Source organism: Rhizobium sp. AG207R (assembly GCF_027109195.1).
GTDB classification, from domain to species: Bacteria; Pseudomonadota; Alphaproteobacteria; order Rhizobiales; family Rhizobiaceae; genus Rhizobium; species Rhizobium dioscoreae.
The window spans coordinates 24,570-39,155 of record NZ_JAEPVT010000001.1; the positions used below are offsets into that span (position 1 = coordinate 24,570).

Consider the following 14,586-nt stretch of genomic DNA (forward strand, 5'->3'; position numbering starts at 1 on the left):
CCTCACTTCTGGGCGCCGGAGGCGGCTTTGGTATCGGTCTTTTCCAACCGGGCTTGTTCCGCCGATTTGTTGTCGGATGCGGCTTGCTCGATGTCTCCGGTGGCATAGTCAATCGTTACCGGAGTAACCTTGACTTCCTGACCGTCACGAACACGCTGGACGCCTTCGACGATGACGCGATCGCCGTCATTGATCCCGTCGCTCACAAGCCAGCTGTTGCCGACACTTCTTTGCACTTGCAGCACACGCTGCTGCACTTTGCCGTCGGCCGTTACGAACATCGCAGTCGGTTCGCCCTTGGTGTTGCGGGTCACGGCTCGTTGCGGAACGAGATAGCTGTTGGGAGCAACGCCTTCTTCGATCGTGGCGCGCACATACATGCCCGGCAACAGCAACCTGTCGGGATTGGGAAACTGCGCGCGAACACTGAATGTGCCGACGGTTTCGGAGACAGAGGCGCTTGCAAACTGCAATGTCCCCGTCTGATTGTACGTCGACCCGTCCTCCAGGATGAGACGTACGGTGATATTGTCGCCGCTTGTCTTCAACCGACCTTCGGCGACCGCGCGACGGAACTTCAAAAGGTTGGTGCTGGATTGCGTAACGTCAACTTTGATTGGGTCGAGCTGGCGGATGGTCGTCAAGGTCGTCGTTTGGCCGGATGTAACAAGGGCGCCAGCGGTTACTTCAGAAGCATCAACGCGACCGGAAATCGGCGCCCTAACTTTCGTGTAATCGAGATTGATGCGAGCTGAATCTAGAGCGGCCTTGGCGGATGCGACTTCCGCTTTGGCTTGTGCAAGTGTCGAAATGGCATCGTCGAGATCTTGCTTGCTCACTGCATTTTGCGAGGTCAAACCTTGGTAGCGATCCACCTTTGCCTGGGCGTTTGGAATTGCCCCTTCCGCCTTTTGGAGCGCGGCCACTTCCGAATCGTAAGTTGCTTGGTAGGAGGCCGGATCGATTTCGTATAGAACGTCGCCAGCCGAAACTTCGCTGCCCTCCTTGAAGTTGCGCGTGCGAATGATGCCGCCGACCTGTGGCCGAACCTCGGCAACCAAGTTTGCCGACGTGCGACCGGGCAGCTCCGCAGTGATGGCGACCGACTTTGGGTGCAGTGTCATGGCACTCACATCAGGCTTGACAGCCGTGGTGTCTCGAGGGGCCGAGTTCTCCTGACTACAGGCGGTAAGGGCCAGAAGTGCGACGCCCAGAGGAAGGAGCTTTCGCAAGGCCATGCTCGGGTCGGGGTTCGCGGGAGAATTGCGAAAAAGACGAAAAACATTCGGAAGCGGTTGCACGTTCATGCCGTCCTGAGTATTATTGGTACGATTCGTACCGTAAATAGAATGGCAATTGATTGTTGTCAATTGGGTACGGGTGCGGAAACCGGGGAGTTGGGTGGTGATGGGCAATGACCCACAAATTGGCAAGGATGCAGAAACGTCGGTGCGCAAACGAGGCAGGCCGAGGGTCGCCTCCGATGACGAGCGGCGAGGAAAGATCGCGGCGGTCGCGCGGCAGACGTTTCTCGAGCTTGGCTATGGCCCAACCACGATCGACTTGCTCGCCAAACGTTGCGGAATATCAAAACAAACCTTTTATCGTTTGTTTTCAAACAAAAGTGAGATCTTGATCGCAATGATCGAGGCCCACAACAAGACGATGCTCAATCTTCCGAGGGATCCAAACGAGGCGCTTTCTCTGGAGGAGACCTTGATTGAGATTTTTAGGACAGACGTCGATGAAAAGCTTGGAAAAGAACGCGACGACTTTACTTTCTTCTTCTTCAGCGAAGCCTATCAATATCCCGAGATCCTTACTTTGCTTCGAACCTACGGTGCAGAGCGATCGAGACGCGATTTGGCCGGTTGGCTGGAAAGCCGCCAGGTTCGCGGAGATTTAGAAATTGAAGATTCCCTGCGGGCAGCGGGCATGCTGATGGGGATGGTATTTGGGCCTATGTCAAATCCCGCCTACAAAGTTGGAGAGCCGGTCACAATGGAGATGCGAAACAAACACGTGCAAACGTGTGTTGAGATCTTTCTGCATGGTGTTGCCGTGCAGAAGCATTCGGCATGGGCCAGGCTTTCCCAGTTATGAGCGGCCTCGTATGAAGATGCACGCTCGAGAATCAGCCTGTGGTAACGTTGGCTACTATTATCTTCTAGCAATTGAGGATCTGCACCTTGGTCGTACTCGCGCCGCAGCGTAACGCCCGCCGCGGGCGCCCCAAAATTCTATCCGACGACCAAAGGCGCCGCCAAATCTTGAAGGCTGCCTATGCTATTTTTATGGAAGTAGGGTACTCATCGACTTCCATCGATGCGGTCGTGCGAAAATGTCGAATTTCAAAGCAGACCTTCTATCGTATCTTTGCCGATAAATCTGAGCTCTTCGTTGATCTGATAACCGACCATCGCCGGACGATGCTCGATTTGCCCCGGCCATCAGATGAGGACGTGGCTGCAGATATCGGCTTGGCCCGAATTTTCGGTGTCGATCTTGATGAGGCCGCCGATTTCGAACGGCACCGTTTCGTGCATCAGTTCTTGAAGGAAGCGCACAAAGAGCAGGAGGCGGTGGCTCTTTTGAGAAAATACGGCATTGACAAAGCCCAGGCCGATTTGTCTGATTGGTTGGCCGAGCAATGCCGAAAAGGTGTTCTTGAAATGAGCGACACGCTGCATGCCGCGGCCATTCTCATGGAAATGATATTCGGGCCTATGTCAAATCCTTATCTTGATCCTGAGCATCCCTCCATATATGAGCGAAGGAAGCACATCCGCATCTGTATAAATCTATTTCTCAACGGTGCGATCCCTTCATCGTCTTCCGTTCCTTTCCCAGCCAGAAAAATGCACCGGAAAACTCTAACCAAAACTGGTCCAGTTTGAAGGGTTCAGATTAAGGGGTGCGGGACGATTCTATCGGGAAGGCTCGCGCAAATATTTCTGGTGACCTACCACAATATTTTGGTTATGGCCGACAATAAGAAGCGCTGCGGCAACGGCTTCAGGCCGAAACACGACAATGTGAATCGGGTCTGTCCAACTTTGTAGATTCGAGATCGCTATTGTTGTCGCGACCAAGTGCCAATAGAGAGCAGGCTCTTTTCACGATGATGGGATAGAGGCTTCGGAATCGATGTCTCTTCCCGAAAAATTGATGATGTCTCTTGCGTTTAACGGCGAAATGGACAAGGTCGTCTCTAAAAGAAATCTTTTCCTCATAGGTAAGAAATGAGCGTCTTCAATAGAATGGCCGCGGCTGCCATTCCCCTGATCCCGCGTCCGGTCATCAAGCGGCTTTCACGCCGATTCATTGCGGGAGCCACTCTGGAAGATGCTATGGAGGTCGCTGCAGGACTAGATGCTCAAGGCTTCGGCGTGACGTTGGATGTCCTGGGGGAATCAGCGCAATCGAGCGCCGAGGCTGATCGCATGGCATCGGTCTATGGTGAAGCCCTGATGGCCATGGAGGCGAAAAAGCTCGATGTGGAGCTCTCGATCAAGCCATCCGCACTCGGCCTTCTCGCCGACGTGGACGAATGCGAGGCACGAATGCGGCGCGTGCTGACGGACGCAACCCAACGCGGCACCGTCGCCTGTCTGGATATGGAAGATCTTTCATGTACCCAGAAGGAGGTTGATCTTTTCCTTGCTCTCAAGCCTGATTTTCCGACACTGGCGATCGCGGTCCAGGCTTATTTGAAACGCAGCTATCTTGACCTCGACCGCTTGCTCGCCAAACACAGCAGGCTCAGGATTTGCAAAGGCATCTATGTGGAGGACGACATCCATCTGGTCGACCGCGCCAACAAAGATCGTTCCGCAATTAATCTACACTTCTCGGCTCACGTTGAGAGTTGCTTCAAAGCGGGAATTTTCGTGAGTGTCGCGACGCACGACGCCAACCTCATCGAAAAGGTAATGGAACTTGCGTGCCGCATGGGGATCGACAAGTCGGCTTTTGAATTCCAAATGCTCCTTGGCGTCTGCGAACCGCTTCGCGACAAGGTCCGCGACTTGGGCTTCAAGGTGCGTATCTACGTGCCCTTCGGTGACGATTGGTATGGCTACAGCACCCGACGTCTAAAGGAGAATCCACGGGTCGCCGGATATGTGACGAAAGCATTATTCATCGGATAATCCTCTGTCGACTGCGATTTATCTAAGGCATTCTAATCGGAGAAGCCAGCACTCGCCGAGGCGTGTATTCGCAAGGCGCCAGAGGTGATCAAAAACACGTGCACCGGACGACTTCACGCGCTAGTCAAACGCCCACTCAATAGTGAGGTCGTCTGTTTAGGTCTCAGCAAGGTAGCCCTGTGCGGGTGCACAGGAGATTTAGCAAATTTAGCCGACAAAGTAGCGTGGCGGATGTGAAGTCAAATCCACGCATAGCAAATGATGCTTTCAGATATTGGTGCCAAATCCCTCTATGCGAGCGAGCACCCGATCCAACGCCGCGACCAATGCGACACGGCCACCCGTCGTGTCAAAATCCGACAACACCGGCTCATTCAGACCACCCTTTGTGGCGAATTCCTTGCTGAGCAAATGAAATGAATGGATATTGGTCTCATTGGCCTGCTGCCAGAGCTTTCACACAGCGTTGCGTATAGGCTTGTCCCCTCGATCGAGGTAGCCCGTTCTTTTCCAGCCGATCGTTGTGAATTCCACGACACCGAAGAAGGTCGACATCATGGCGCTGGCCGCGGCAAGGAGGTCATACTCCTTTCGGGACTCGCATTGAACGGCCCTACCAAGAGTATCGAATAGCGCGGCGATTTCAGGGTCGGGAGGGTAGATGGCAGTCACTCCCCGGCAATCTGCGGACGAATGGCCGGGATTACGATGTCGCTCTGATCGACGACTGCCTGGTTGTCAGCCGCGACAATTAGCGTGTCGAACTTGGCGGCAAGCCTTGCGGCAATTTGCGCATTGAGAGGCGAGACATGGATATTGGAGGAGTGTGCCGGCTCGGCCAGGAGGCCCTCCACCATGGCTTCCGTGATCGTGCCCGTTCCGACAAAGCCGATTGCTTTCATTCCAGCCTTCTATTCTGCGGCTCGCGCGGATCCGAGCGGAACGTCGGTCGTGTAGTTCTCGCGCATGAAGTTGTTCTGGAATTGTCGGGTGTGAGCGACCGCCGCGCATGTGGTGTCCTGTCCCGGCTGCCCCACTTGCCGATAGCGCCGCCCCGTCCTTGGCGCGGCGGTGGGGCTTGTCCAGTCCGACTTCGCCTTCAGCTCCTCGAGGCATTTCATCCAGCCATTGTCTGCCCATTTGCTACAGAGCTTGATCCGATAATCCAGCGGATCTGCTTTCGCCGCCGACCAGCGCAACATCGTTCTCGTCGGCGGCACGGCAACCGGCAACCCACCCGGCGATAGCTATTGCCCGTGTGCTCATCCGCAAAGGAACGAGTGGTCGTTTCTTCAAGGTGATCGATCTGGTCAATCGGTTGGAGACGGAAACTCGCGTTTGAAACCAGAGTCGGACAGTCGATTACCTCAATCGCCTCGACTTTATCATCTTAGACGAACGCGGCTACCTACCGTTCGCCCAGGCCGTAGGTCAGCTTCTATTCCTCCTGATCAGCGGACTCTGCGAACGCACCTCATACGCGTGGCTCGCCGCGCTTGAACGCGAGCAATGTGCGCGTCAGAGCCTCTCCATCGATCTTGTCGGTCTTGGCCCGCCGACGTCGACGGGAGGTCGCGATCGAAGCTGCGTCAACAACGTAACTCTCGATGCCGTGAGCCTCTAGCACGCGGTGAATCCAGAAGCCGTCCAAGCCGGCCTCTTGGATCGTCACGATGGGAAATAACTTCCCTGTTCTCAACCGCGCCTTCTGTTGTAGCTGCTCAAACCGATCCAGTAGCTCGGCTACATTGCCTCCGGCCACCACATGCTTCGACATCTTCTCGCCGCTGCCCGGCGACAACGAAGTGACCAACCAGGTCGATCGGCTCAGTTCCAATGACACAAAAATTGCGCCAAGATCAGTGCGGACAGCGGTCGGATGAATGGATGCAGGTTCCATAAACTGCTCCTCCTGAGCGAGTGTTTTGATGCAGCCTCACTCTGCCAGAGCGTCGGCCGCTGTTCACTCCTCATGGGATCTAAAGCCGAGGATATGCATCACCAGCACTTGGCCTATCTTAATGCGCGGGCAGAGAGCTTTATGAAGACCTTGAAAGTGGAAGATATCTACCCCGCCGGCTATGTGACCTTCGCGAACGTGGCCGACCGCTTGCCTAAGTTCACCGACGAAATCTACAATGCTAGGCGGTTACACTCAGCCCTCGGCTACAGGTCACCAGCAGAATTTGAAACCCAACTTGCCCAACAAACGGCTTACTTTGAAGTGCCTCGTGGGTCCAGCCAAGGGGTTCACACCAATCCTGGGCTAACTCTCAGCGCAAACATTCGTTACTTTGAAAGGCCCAGCAACTGTGTTTTTGCGCAGTTCGCCACGCCGGACAAATCATTGAAATCACAAATGCCGATTTGACTTCCGAATTATGTCCTGGCCCATTGATCGATTTGGCACTTTTGGGCCCTCTGTGGGTGCCTCCAATGGGGTCTTGGCTAGAATGGCTAGGTGCTAGGCGGAAGGTAAGCCCATGTTTGTTCATATTCATATTTGCGGTTACTGCTTTGGCGTTTTGTTTAGCGCTCAATTTAACCGTTGACACCACCATCAGCTTTGTTTAGCGTTAAAAACATGCGGCGGGTACGTCTGGCAGTGAGAAATCCGACGCACTAGGGAGGCTATCATTTTACAAAACGGCACCCTCGATCGTACCGTTATCGGTGCGTCGGGCGCAGCAAAAAGCGATTTCTGGCTCGGGCAGGGCGTCTGCCGCGAGCGCAGAGCGTTGCTGAGTGACTACGTCGTGTCGATTGATGCCTTCCCACCAGTCCGGAGACGAGCACTCCGGGAAATGACCCGACAAAGGGTTGATAGTGGAGAACCGCATAATGGATGTGTCCCAAAACGCGACCCGGAAGAGCCATTCAGCCGCAATGCAGCTTGAGCGTTTGCACGCGGCGTTAATGACACCGTACACGAAAGATGGCGAGATATCGTATAGTTGTCTCAGGCGGCTTATGTCCCACGTGAGGATGATGGGCATTGATGGGTTCTATGTCGGTGGGTCGACGGGCGAGGGGCTTCTTCAATCGGTCGATGAGCGTATGGCAGTCTTTGAAACGGTCGCGGAAGAGGCCGGTACAGGTGCGAAGATAGGCCATGTTGGCGCAGTCGCCACGCGAGATGCGCAGGCAATGGTGAAGAGGTGTGCAGCCCTCGGTTACGATGCAGTCTCCGCAATCCCCCCAATCTACTTCCCGCATCGCAAGGATGCGATCTTTGGCTACTACGAAGAAATCCTCGACGCATCCCAAGGCACTCCCCTCATTATCTACAACATTCCGGCGATGAGCGGAGTTTCATTCACCCTCGACGACCTGGCGCGCTTGCTGAGCCTGCCTGGCGTCATCGGGATCAAGCAAACCAGTATCGACATGTACCAGATGGAACAACTACGCAGGGCATTCCCAAACGCTCTTCTTCTGAACGGTTTCGACGAAATGCTGATGGCTGGCCTGGTTTCCGGTGCGAACGGTGGCGTCGGTAGCACCTATAACGTGATGGGCGGTCGTTACCTCAAAATGGTTGAGAAGCTGAAAGCCAACGACGTCGCCGGTGCTGCAAGTATTCAGTCGGCATGCAACGAGGTTATCGATGAGCTGGTGCGGGTCAGCGTGTTTCCAGGCGTAAAGTATCTGCTCTACCGGCTTGGTGTGATCGATACCCCGGTCTGCCGAAAGCCACTTTCGACCCTTTCTTCTTCGACGTGTGGTCGGCTCGATGAGATCGCCACCGGCCTGAAATAGACGCGAATTCTGTATCCCGGTGCGCTCCAGAAGCTGCCGACCAACCGATAACTCACGAGGATGAGATATGAAACTTGTACCAATGAAGAAGCTCATGGATGCGGCGTACGAAGGCAAGTACGCGGTTCCCGCATTCAACTGTGCGAGCCTCGAAATGATCCAGTGCGTGCTTCAGACAGCAGCCAAGCTGCGTTCACCGGTGATCCTGGGCATCCACCCCGTTGAAGTGGCCTACTTCGGCAATGCCTCGGTACCCGTCGCCATCGCCAAGTCGGTTGGTGCGGACCTCGACATCGAAGTGGCTATCCACCTCGACCACGGCGACTCTGAAAAGTCCGTCATGGGTGCCATCCGCGGTGGCTTCTCAAGCGTCATGTATGACGGCTCCCATCTGCCGATCGAACAGAACGTCGAAAATTCCCGCCGTATCGTCGAAATCGCACATGCTGTCGGTGTGACCGTGGAAGGAGAAATTGGCACGATCGGCAATACCGACGAATTCGGCAACAAGCTTGAAAACGCTCATCTGTCCGATCCGGATTGGGCCGAGCGTCTCGCAAACACCGGGATTGACTGCCTTGCCGTCGCGATCGGCAACGCGCATGGCTTCTATGCCGAAGAGCCGCGGCTGCGTTTCGATCTCGTCGAAGAAATTCGCCAGCGCATCAAGATTCCGATGGTTCTCCACGGTGGGACGGGCATTCCGTACGACCAGGTTCAGCGCGCGATCAAAATGGGCGTCGCCAAGATGAACGTCGGCACTGCGCTTCGCTACGCCTTCGTCAAGGCTGCAAAAGACACTTGCGACACGGAGCCGACCAAGGACCTGCCGCTCATGACCGTTGGAACCGCCGGCATCGCTGCGGGTGCGGAAGTCGTTCAGCAATACATGGAGATGACCATGTCCGCTGGCCGCCTTCGTTGATTGGAGAACTCGTTGTGAACGTAAGAACCGAAAAATTCGAAGTGGAGCGGCATGTGAAGAGCCATAAGATTCAGGACATTGAAGTCCATCTCGTTTCGACCCAGGCCCCCTCCGGCCTCGCCGACGCAACGCGCAAGGTCGAGACTGTTGGCATGACGGTCGTTCGGGTCAAGACGGATCAAGGCCTTGAGGGCATCGGCGTGACCTACCATGAGGTTGGCGGCGAAGCGATCCGCGCGCTGATCAAGAAAGACATGGCTCCCCGCCTCAAGGGACGTGATCCCTTCGACACCGAAGTCATCTGGCGCGAGTTTTTCGGCATCTTCCGCGGCGTCGGCCGCAAGGGCCTGATGTTCTGCGCGTTATCGGCGATCGACTTCGCACTCTGGGACCTTAAGGGCAAAATCCTCGATATGCCGCTGCACCGTCTATTCGGTGGTGGTCGCTCCCGCATCCCGGTCTACGCAAGTGGCGGTTGGGCTACCTACGACGACGATCAGCTCGTCGAGGAAATGAGGGACATGGTCCGTCAGGGCTACAAGATGGTCAAGTTCAAGATCGGCTACGACAACGGTCGTAACCCCAGTCGGGACGTCGAGCGTGTCCGCAAGGTCCGCGAAGCTCTCGGCCCGGATATCGGCCTAATGATCGACGCCAACAACTGCTGGGATGCAGCAACCGCAATCCAGTTCGCCAACCGCGTTCGCGAATATAATCCGATGCTCCTGGAAGAACCGGTTTTCGCTGACGACATTCCCGGCTTGGCCCGATTCAAGCGCGGAACGGATGTCCCGCTGGGAACCGGAGAGCACGAATACACGAAGTGGGGCGTTCGCGACCTGCTGATCGCTGATGCGGCAGACATCGTTCAGGTGGACGGTGCACGCGCCGGCGGCTACACGGAGATGATGAAGTGTGCGGCGCTTTGCGAGGCATGGAATGTCAAGTTCGCACCGCACGCGATGGAGCACATCCACATCCCGATCGCCAGCACCGTCGCTATCGTACCGTTCCTCGAGCGCCTGCGTTTGTTCGAACCGATCACCCACTCAGTCTATCTGAACGCCCAAGTTCCGACGGATGGTTATCTCGACGTCATCGAAGCACCGGGTCACGGCCTCCAACTGAACATGGACTTTATCCGCACCAACGACGAACGCGATTGAGATCGCATTCGATTTCTAGAGATGTTTCCGCCTGAGGTGCGGAATTGAGGAGAACCTGAAATGCAAATGATCCTTGGACACGGCTTGGCCGACGCCAGCAATCGGCAGACCAGCCCGATCATCAATCCGGCCAGCGGTGAGACCGTGGACAGTGTGCCGGAAGCAACCGTCGAAGACGTGCAGCGCGCGATTGCAGTTGCCGTGGAGGCGCAGAAGGATTGGGCAGCTCGCACAACTCGCGAACGCACCGATCTCATCCGCAAGGCTGCGGGTATTATCCGCAGCCGTCGTCTGGAACTTGGCAAGCTTCTTTCGCTGGAATCCGGCAAACCCTACATGGCCGAAGCCGTCTGGGAATTCGATTCCGTTGCCTACATCCTGGAAGCAAGCTGTGAAGTTGCCAAGCACCACTACGGTGCCGTTATGCCGTCTTCCACCGAGTCCGGCTATGATGAAGATCTGCAGTTCACACTGCACATCCCTCGCGGAGTTATCGCGGCCATCGTGCCGTTCAATTTCCCGCCGGCCATCTGGTCGTTTAAGGTCGGCGGCGCGCTCGCCGCGGGCAACGTTATCATCGTCAAGGCACCGCACCAAAACCCGCTCGCGGTGATCGAATGCCATAAAATCCTCATCGAAGCTGGCATTCCGGCTGCGGTCGCACAATGCCTGACGGGCGACGGTCCTCGTGTTGGTGGCACGCTGGTTGGCGACCCGCGCATTGACATGATCAATTTCACGGGAAGCACCCATACGGGCAAGCTCATCGCAAAGACGGCCGCCGAGCACCTGACCCCTTACTATTTCGAGCTAGGCGGCAACGATGGCCTCATCATCTGCGATGATGCGGATATGGATCTGGCCGTTTCCGAAGCTGGCGACAAGTCGAGAAACTCCGGCCAGGCATGCAGCGCGGCCAAGCGATTCATCGTCCACAACTCGGTAAAAAAGCGGTTCATGGAGCGCCTTATCGACGAGAAGCTGTCGAAGCTCGTTCTCGGCGATCCGATGGACCCGACGACCACGATGGGTCCGGTCATCGACAAGAGGGCAGCCGACAACATCGAGCGTCAGGTGAATAAAACGGCAGATCAGGGCGGCAAGGTGGTATTCGGCGGCAAGCGCCGCAACTCGTATGCTTTCTACGAGCCAACCGTTATCGCTGACGTTACTCCGGACATGGACATCGCCCGAGACATGGAAGTCTTTGGTCCCGTATGGCCAATCATCGGCTTCGATACCCTCGATGAAGCAATCAAGATTCATAACAACACAAGCTATGGCCTTGGCGGCGGCATCATCACCCCGGACACCCGCAAGGCTCTCCAGGCGGCCAGCAAAATGGTGACCGGCCATGTCGCGATCAATGCCTCCGGCGGCTTCCGCGCAGCCGAACTGCCATTCGGTGGCGGCAAAAAGGGCAGCGGCAACAGCCGCGAGAGCATGTCCGAAGTGATGCGCGAAGTTACGCACCAAAAGTCGATCATTCTTCGGAACGTCTTCAAGCAGGATTGATGGAATGCGTCGCTGTCTGACCCCGCGGTCACACCTGCGATTCTTTGATTGCGACGCCGGCGAAGGGCTGCCCATTTCTCCTACGGGCAGCCCTTTTCTCTTTCCGATTGGGTTTAGTAGCACCGCGGACTTTCGAGCGCCGTCATGAGAAGCGCTCGAACCTGTGGCAGCCGCAGGTGCATTGGTAGAGGCGGCGTCGATTAGTAATGCCTCTGTCAATCTCCGCCGATTAAAGGCGATAGCCTGGCTGGCGACGCCCTGCGCTAACAAGAGCCAGATTAGCTCCCCCATTTGCTTCATGAACCTAAGATTGGCCCGCCGAGGTCTAATCATCGGCGCCACAGCTTACGGCGCTTTCGCCACAGAGCCTCTTGTTACCATCCGGTAGGGGAACACGACATCTTGATTGACATGTCCGTCGCGGTTGGTTTTCCAGCGGCGAACTGCATCAGCCAGAAGTTCGACGGCACGCTCGGTCATCTCCAAGGCATCCTGATGGATGGTCGTTAAACCCGGCCATGCTTGCTCTGCGACAGGAGAGTCGTCGTATCCCACGACAGAAAGCTGATCGGGAACATTGATCCCGCGGTTGTGGGCGACAGCCAGTACGCTTGCTGCCAACGTGTCGTTCGCCGCAAAGATGGCAGTCAGCCCAGGCTCTTGGGCGAGCAGACGTTCCGCCGCTTTCACACCTTCCTGGAAGTTGAAGACGGTCGGGACAACCCATTCAGGGCGAGGCTCAAGTCCGTGTTCGGTGAGTGCGTCCTTGTAGCCCTGAAGACGGGCCATGCTGCCGCTTTGGCTTTCCGGACCTGCGAGGTGCCCGATCTTGCGGTGACCAAGTTCGACAAGCATGGAGACGAGTTCGAGGCTTGCTTTGCGCTCGTCTGCGCGGACTGAGGCCATTCCCTGGATCGGGAACCCGGGAGCAATCGCAACTGCGGGCACATCCAGTGCTTTCTTCTTGAACGTCGAACCAACGAATTCAGCGATCGGTGAAGGAAGGAGGAAGCCATCGATACCCGTCTCCTCCATCCGGAGCATTGTGTTCCGGAGGGCTTTGGGATCGTCAAGCTTTGCGAGTTCGACGGAAACATCGACCTGCAAGCGTGAAGCGGCTTTCATGGTTCCTACGATCACAGATGCAATGAATGGGTTCGTGACGCCTGTGTAGATGAGGCCAACGTGCGGTCTGGCGACGCCAGCAAGCTGCTGAGCCGCCCGGTTTGGCGTATACCCAAGCTCCTGGATTTTCGATTGCACGTATGCTCGGAGTTCGGTACCAACATTGGCACGGTCGTGGATGACGTTCGATACCGTCATCATCGAGACACCAGCGGCGTCGGCCACTTCTTTGATCGTTACTTTCTGCGATCCTCTGCCGCGCCGGCGTGTGGTATCTTGATTGTCCATTCTCTATCTCCGAAGCCTTTATTTCTGGGGTTGGGCGGTTGCTACGAAGCAACGGACATCTAGCACGCACTTTGGCGCAAGTACTCGTCCGCAATATAAAACCAGCGCTGTCCCATTCACATCCTTAGTTGGCTGATATCTAACGTCAGCCGATTGCAATCTGAAGGAAACCCTTGGATTCCCCAGGCTCCCACGGTCTTGGATTGAATCATTGCCTGATCGAATTGTGGTTGACAACAGTTAGTTTAGCGCTAATCTAGTTTAGCGCTACAAATTTAGAAGCGATGGGGGAAAAGCCCAATTCGATCGCCGGGCAGGAGTGCTATCGAGTTCTGAGGAGGACAATCTATGAAGGGTTCCGTGTCTGCGGTCGCTCTAGCGACCGCAATGTTCATGTACGCCGGTTATGCGATGGCCGATGGCCCGCAGGCTGAAGTTATGCATTGGTGGGTCTCTGCTGGGGAATCCGCTGCCGTAAAGGAAATTGCAAAGGCATACACTGCGCAAGGCGGCGTCTGGAAAGACAACGCGATCGCAGGCGGCGAGGTGGCAATAGCCAATATTGTCTCTCGTATCACTGGTGGCAATCCGCCGACTGCTGCGCAGATGCCTCTTGGAAAGCAGCTCGACGACCTGGTCGCGCAGGGCCTCCTTTCGCCGATCGACGATGCGGCAAAGGAAACCGGATTCTACGACAACATTCCGGAGACCTTCCAGAAGGCTATGACCTTCCCCGACGGCCATATGTACGCTCTGCCGATCAACGACCACGGCCACAACTGGCTCTGGTACAACAAGAAGGTCCTCGCTGACGCCGGCGCAAAAGAGCCGGTAACTTGGGACGACTTTTTCGCCGCGTTGGACGCAATCAAAGCCAAGGGCAATGCAACTCCGATCGCCGTCGGCGCTCAGCCATGGCAGCTTGGTCAAACGTTCCTCTCGGTATTGCTAACGAAGGAAGGCCCGGGTCTCTTCAACAAGGTATTCGCCGATCTCGATCTCGACGCGGTGAAGTCGCCGGAATTCAAGGATGCTGTGGCCACCTTCCTCAAGCTCCGTGACTACTCGGATAACGGCGCTGCCAACCGCGAATGGAACGTCGCCGCGAACATGGTGATCACAGGCAAGGCCGGCTTCCAGTTCATGGGCGACTGGGCGAAGGGCGAATTCCTGGCTGCAGGCCAGAAACCTGATGTTGACTTCGGTTGCCAAATTCTCGGCAACGGTGACGGCAAGCAGTACTTCAACGTGTCGTCCGATGCGATCATCTTCCCGGTCAATAAGGCCGCCGATCAGGCGAAGGCTCAGACCATGCTCGAGCGCATCATGATGAGCAAGGACGTCCAGGTTGCCTTCAACTCCAAGAAGGGTTCAGTTCCGGCCCGTCTTGATGTCGACGCGAGCAAGCTGGATGCCTGCGCAGCAAAAGGCATCAAGATCCTGCAAGACCCGGCCCAGCGCATCCCGAGCCTGGACTTCCTAGTTTCGCCCGACACCATCGGTGCTGAGCGTGACCTGGCTGCCCAGGCTTGGGCCGATCCGAAATACACGCCAGACCAGTTCGTCGAGTCTCTCACAAAGATCATCGAAGCCGAAAAGACCATGCGCTGATGTGGTGATGGTTCGCCGGCCCAAGCCGGCGGACCACCCAGACTCT

General features: G+C 56.1%; 11 protein-coding genes and 4 pseudogenes. 10 read left to right on the plus strand and 5 right to left on the minus strand.

What is annotated here, in order from left to right:
• Positions 1-2: 2 nt before the first annotated feature.
• Positions 3-1,238 carry an efflux RND transporter periplasmic adaptor subunit gene (locus JJQ51_RS00070; protein WP_269244343.1) on the minus strand — a complete coding sequence of 412 codons (1,236 nt, stop codon included), beginning with the start codon at positions 1,236-1,238 and terminating at the stop codon, positions 3-5.
• A 169-nt stretch (positions 1,239-1,407) separates the two neighbouring features.
• Here JJQ51_RS00070 and JJQ51_RS00075 point away from each other — a divergent pair, with 169 nt between their 5' ends.
• The 3 genes from JJQ51_RS00075 to JJQ51_RS00085 all read left to right on the plus strand — a co-directional run bounded on the left by JJQ51_RS00075 (position 1,408) and on the right by JJQ51_RS00085 (position 4,151).
• On the plus strand, positions 1,408-2,103 hold the full coding sequence (locus tag JJQ51_RS00075) for a TetR/AcrR family transcriptional regulator (protein ID WP_269244344.1): 696 nt from the start codon (positions 1,408-1,410) through the stop codon (positions 2,101-2,103).
• 86 nt (positions 2,104-2,189) lie between these two features.
• A complete protein-coding gene (locus JJQ51_RS00080) occupies positions 2,190-2,897 on the plus strand; it encodes a TetR/AcrR family transcriptional regulator (RefSeq protein ID WP_269244069.1) in 708 nt (235 codons plus the stop codon).
• 345 nt (positions 2,898-3,242) lie between these two features.
• Positions 3,243-4,151, plus strand: a complete 909-nt coding sequence (locus tag JJQ51_RS00085) for a proline dehydrogenase family protein (RefSeq protein WP_269244070.1) — start codon at positions 3,243-3,245, stop codon at positions 4,149-4,151.
• A 267-nt stretch (positions 4,152-4,418) separates the two neighbouring features.
• On the opposite strand, the pseudogene JJQ51_RS00090 reads toward JJQ51_RS00085, so the two are convergent.
• Both JJQ51_RS00090 and JJQ51_RS00095 read right to left on the minus strand, forming a co-directional pair.
• Positions 4,419-5,053 (minus strand): annotated as a pseudogene (locus JJQ51_RS00090) (NAD(P)-binding domain-containing protein).
• Between the two features lie 9 nt (positions 5,054-5,062).
• A pseudogene (locus JJQ51_RS00095) lies at positions 5,063-5,155 on the minus strand (GntR family transcriptional regulator); the annotation flags it as partial.
• Between the two features lie 163 nt (positions 5,156-5,318).
• Here JJQ51_RS00095 and JJQ51_RS00100 point away from each other — a divergent pair.
• Positions 5,319-5,628 (plus strand): annotated as a pseudogene (locus tag JJQ51_RS00100) (ATP-binding protein); the annotation flags it as partial.
• On the opposite strand, the pseudogene JJQ51_RS00105 reads toward JJQ51_RS00100, so the two are convergent.
• Positions 5,629-6,051 (minus strand): annotated as a pseudogene (locus JJQ51_RS00105) (IS110 family transposase); the annotation flags it as partial.
• A gap of 93 nt (positions 6,052-6,144) precedes the next feature.
• On the opposite strand from JJQ51_RS00105, the gene JJQ51_RS00110 reads away from it, so the two are divergent.
• The 5 genes from JJQ51_RS00110 to JJQ51_RS00130 all read left to right on the plus strand — a co-directional run bounded on the left by JJQ51_RS00110 (position 6,145) and on the right by JJQ51_RS00130 (position 11,516).
• Positions 6,145-6,522 (plus strand): integrase core domain-containing protein, encoded by a 378-nt coding sequence (locus JJQ51_RS00110; protein ID WP_269244345.1) that lies wholly within the window; start codon positions 6,145-6,147, stop codon positions 6,520-6,522.
• 470 nt (positions 6,523-6,992) lie between these two features.
• Entirely contained in the window at positions 6,993-7,910 is a 918-nt protein-coding gene (locus tag JJQ51_RS00115) for an N-acetylneuraminate lyase (RefSeq protein WP_269244071.1), read from the plus strand.
• Between the two features lie 67 nt (positions 7,911-7,977).
• Positions 7,978-8,835: a class II fructose-bisphosphate aldolase gene (locus JJQ51_RS00120; RefSeq protein WP_269244072.1), complete on the plus strand. Its 858-nt coding sequence runs from the start codon at positions 7,978-7,980 to the stop codon at positions 8,833-8,835.
• A gap of 14 nt (positions 8,836-8,849) precedes the next feature.
• Positions 8,850-10,001, plus strand: a complete 1,152-nt coding sequence (locus tag JJQ51_RS00125) for a mandelate racemase/muconate lactonizing enzyme family protein (RefSeq protein ID WP_269244073.1) — start codon at positions 8,850-8,852, stop codon at positions 9,999-10,001.
• Positions 10,002-10,061: 60 nt separating this feature from the next.
• Positions 10,062-11,516 (plus strand): aldehyde dehydrogenase family protein, encoded by a 1,455-nt coding sequence (locus JJQ51_RS00130; RefSeq protein WP_269244074.1) that lies wholly within the window; start codon positions 10,062-10,064, stop codon positions 11,514-11,516.
• 345 nt (positions 11,517-11,861) lie between these two features.
• Here JJQ51_RS00130 and JJQ51_RS00135 read toward each other — a convergent pair whose 3' ends face one another.
• Entirely contained in the window at positions 11,862-12,929 is a 1,068-nt protein-coding gene (locus tag JJQ51_RS00135; RefSeq protein ID WP_269244075.1) for a LacI family DNA-binding transcriptional regulator, read from the minus strand.
• Between the two features lie 348 nt (positions 12,930-13,277).
• Here JJQ51_RS00135 and JJQ51_RS00140 point away from each other — a divergent pair, with 348 nt between their 5' ends.
• Positions 13,278-14,540 carry an ABC transporter substrate-binding protein gene (locus JJQ51_RS00140; protein WP_269244076.1) on the plus strand — a complete coding sequence of 421 codons (1,263 nt, stop codon included), beginning with the start codon at positions 13,278-13,280 and terminating at the stop codon, positions 14,538-14,540.
• The last annotated feature ends 46 nt before the right edge of the window (positions 14,541-14,586 follow it).

Coding starts and splice junctions, on each gene's coding strand:
- JJQ51_RS00135 (WP_269244075.1), bottom strand. CDS start 12,929: ATGGACAATCAAGATACCACACGCCGGCGCGGCAGAGGATCGCAGAAA.
- JJQ51_RS00115 (WP_269244071.1), top strand. CDS start 6,993: ATGGATGTGTCCCAAAACGCGACCCGGAAGAGCCATTCAGCCGCAATG.
- JJQ51_RS00110 (WP_269244345.1), top strand. CDS start 6,145: ATGCATCACCAGCACTTGGCCTATCTTAATGCGCGGGCAGAGAGCTTT.
- JJQ51_RS00130 (WP_269244074.1), top strand. CDS start 10,062: ATGCAAATGATCCTTGGACACGGCTTGGCCGACGCCAGCAATCGGCAG.
- JJQ51_RS00075 (WP_269244344.1), top strand. CDS start 1,408: ATGGGCAATGACCCACAAATTGGCAAGGATGCAGAAACGTCGGTGCGC.
- JJQ51_RS00070 (WP_269244343.1), bottom strand. CDS start 1,238: ATGGCCTTGCGAAAGCTCCTTCCTCTGGGCGTCGCACTTCTGGCCCTT.
- JJQ51_RS00120 (WP_269244072.1), top strand. CDS start 7,978: ATGAAACTTGTACCAATGAAGAAGCTCATGGATGCGGCGTACGAAGGC.
- JJQ51_RS00140 (WP_269244076.1), top strand. CDS start 13,278: ATGAAGGGTTCCGTGTCTGCGGTCGCTCTAGCGACCGCAATGTTCATG.
- JJQ51_RS00085 (WP_269244070.1), top strand. CDS start 3,243: ATGAGCGTCTTCAATAGAATGGCCGCGGCTGCCATTCCCCTGATCCCG.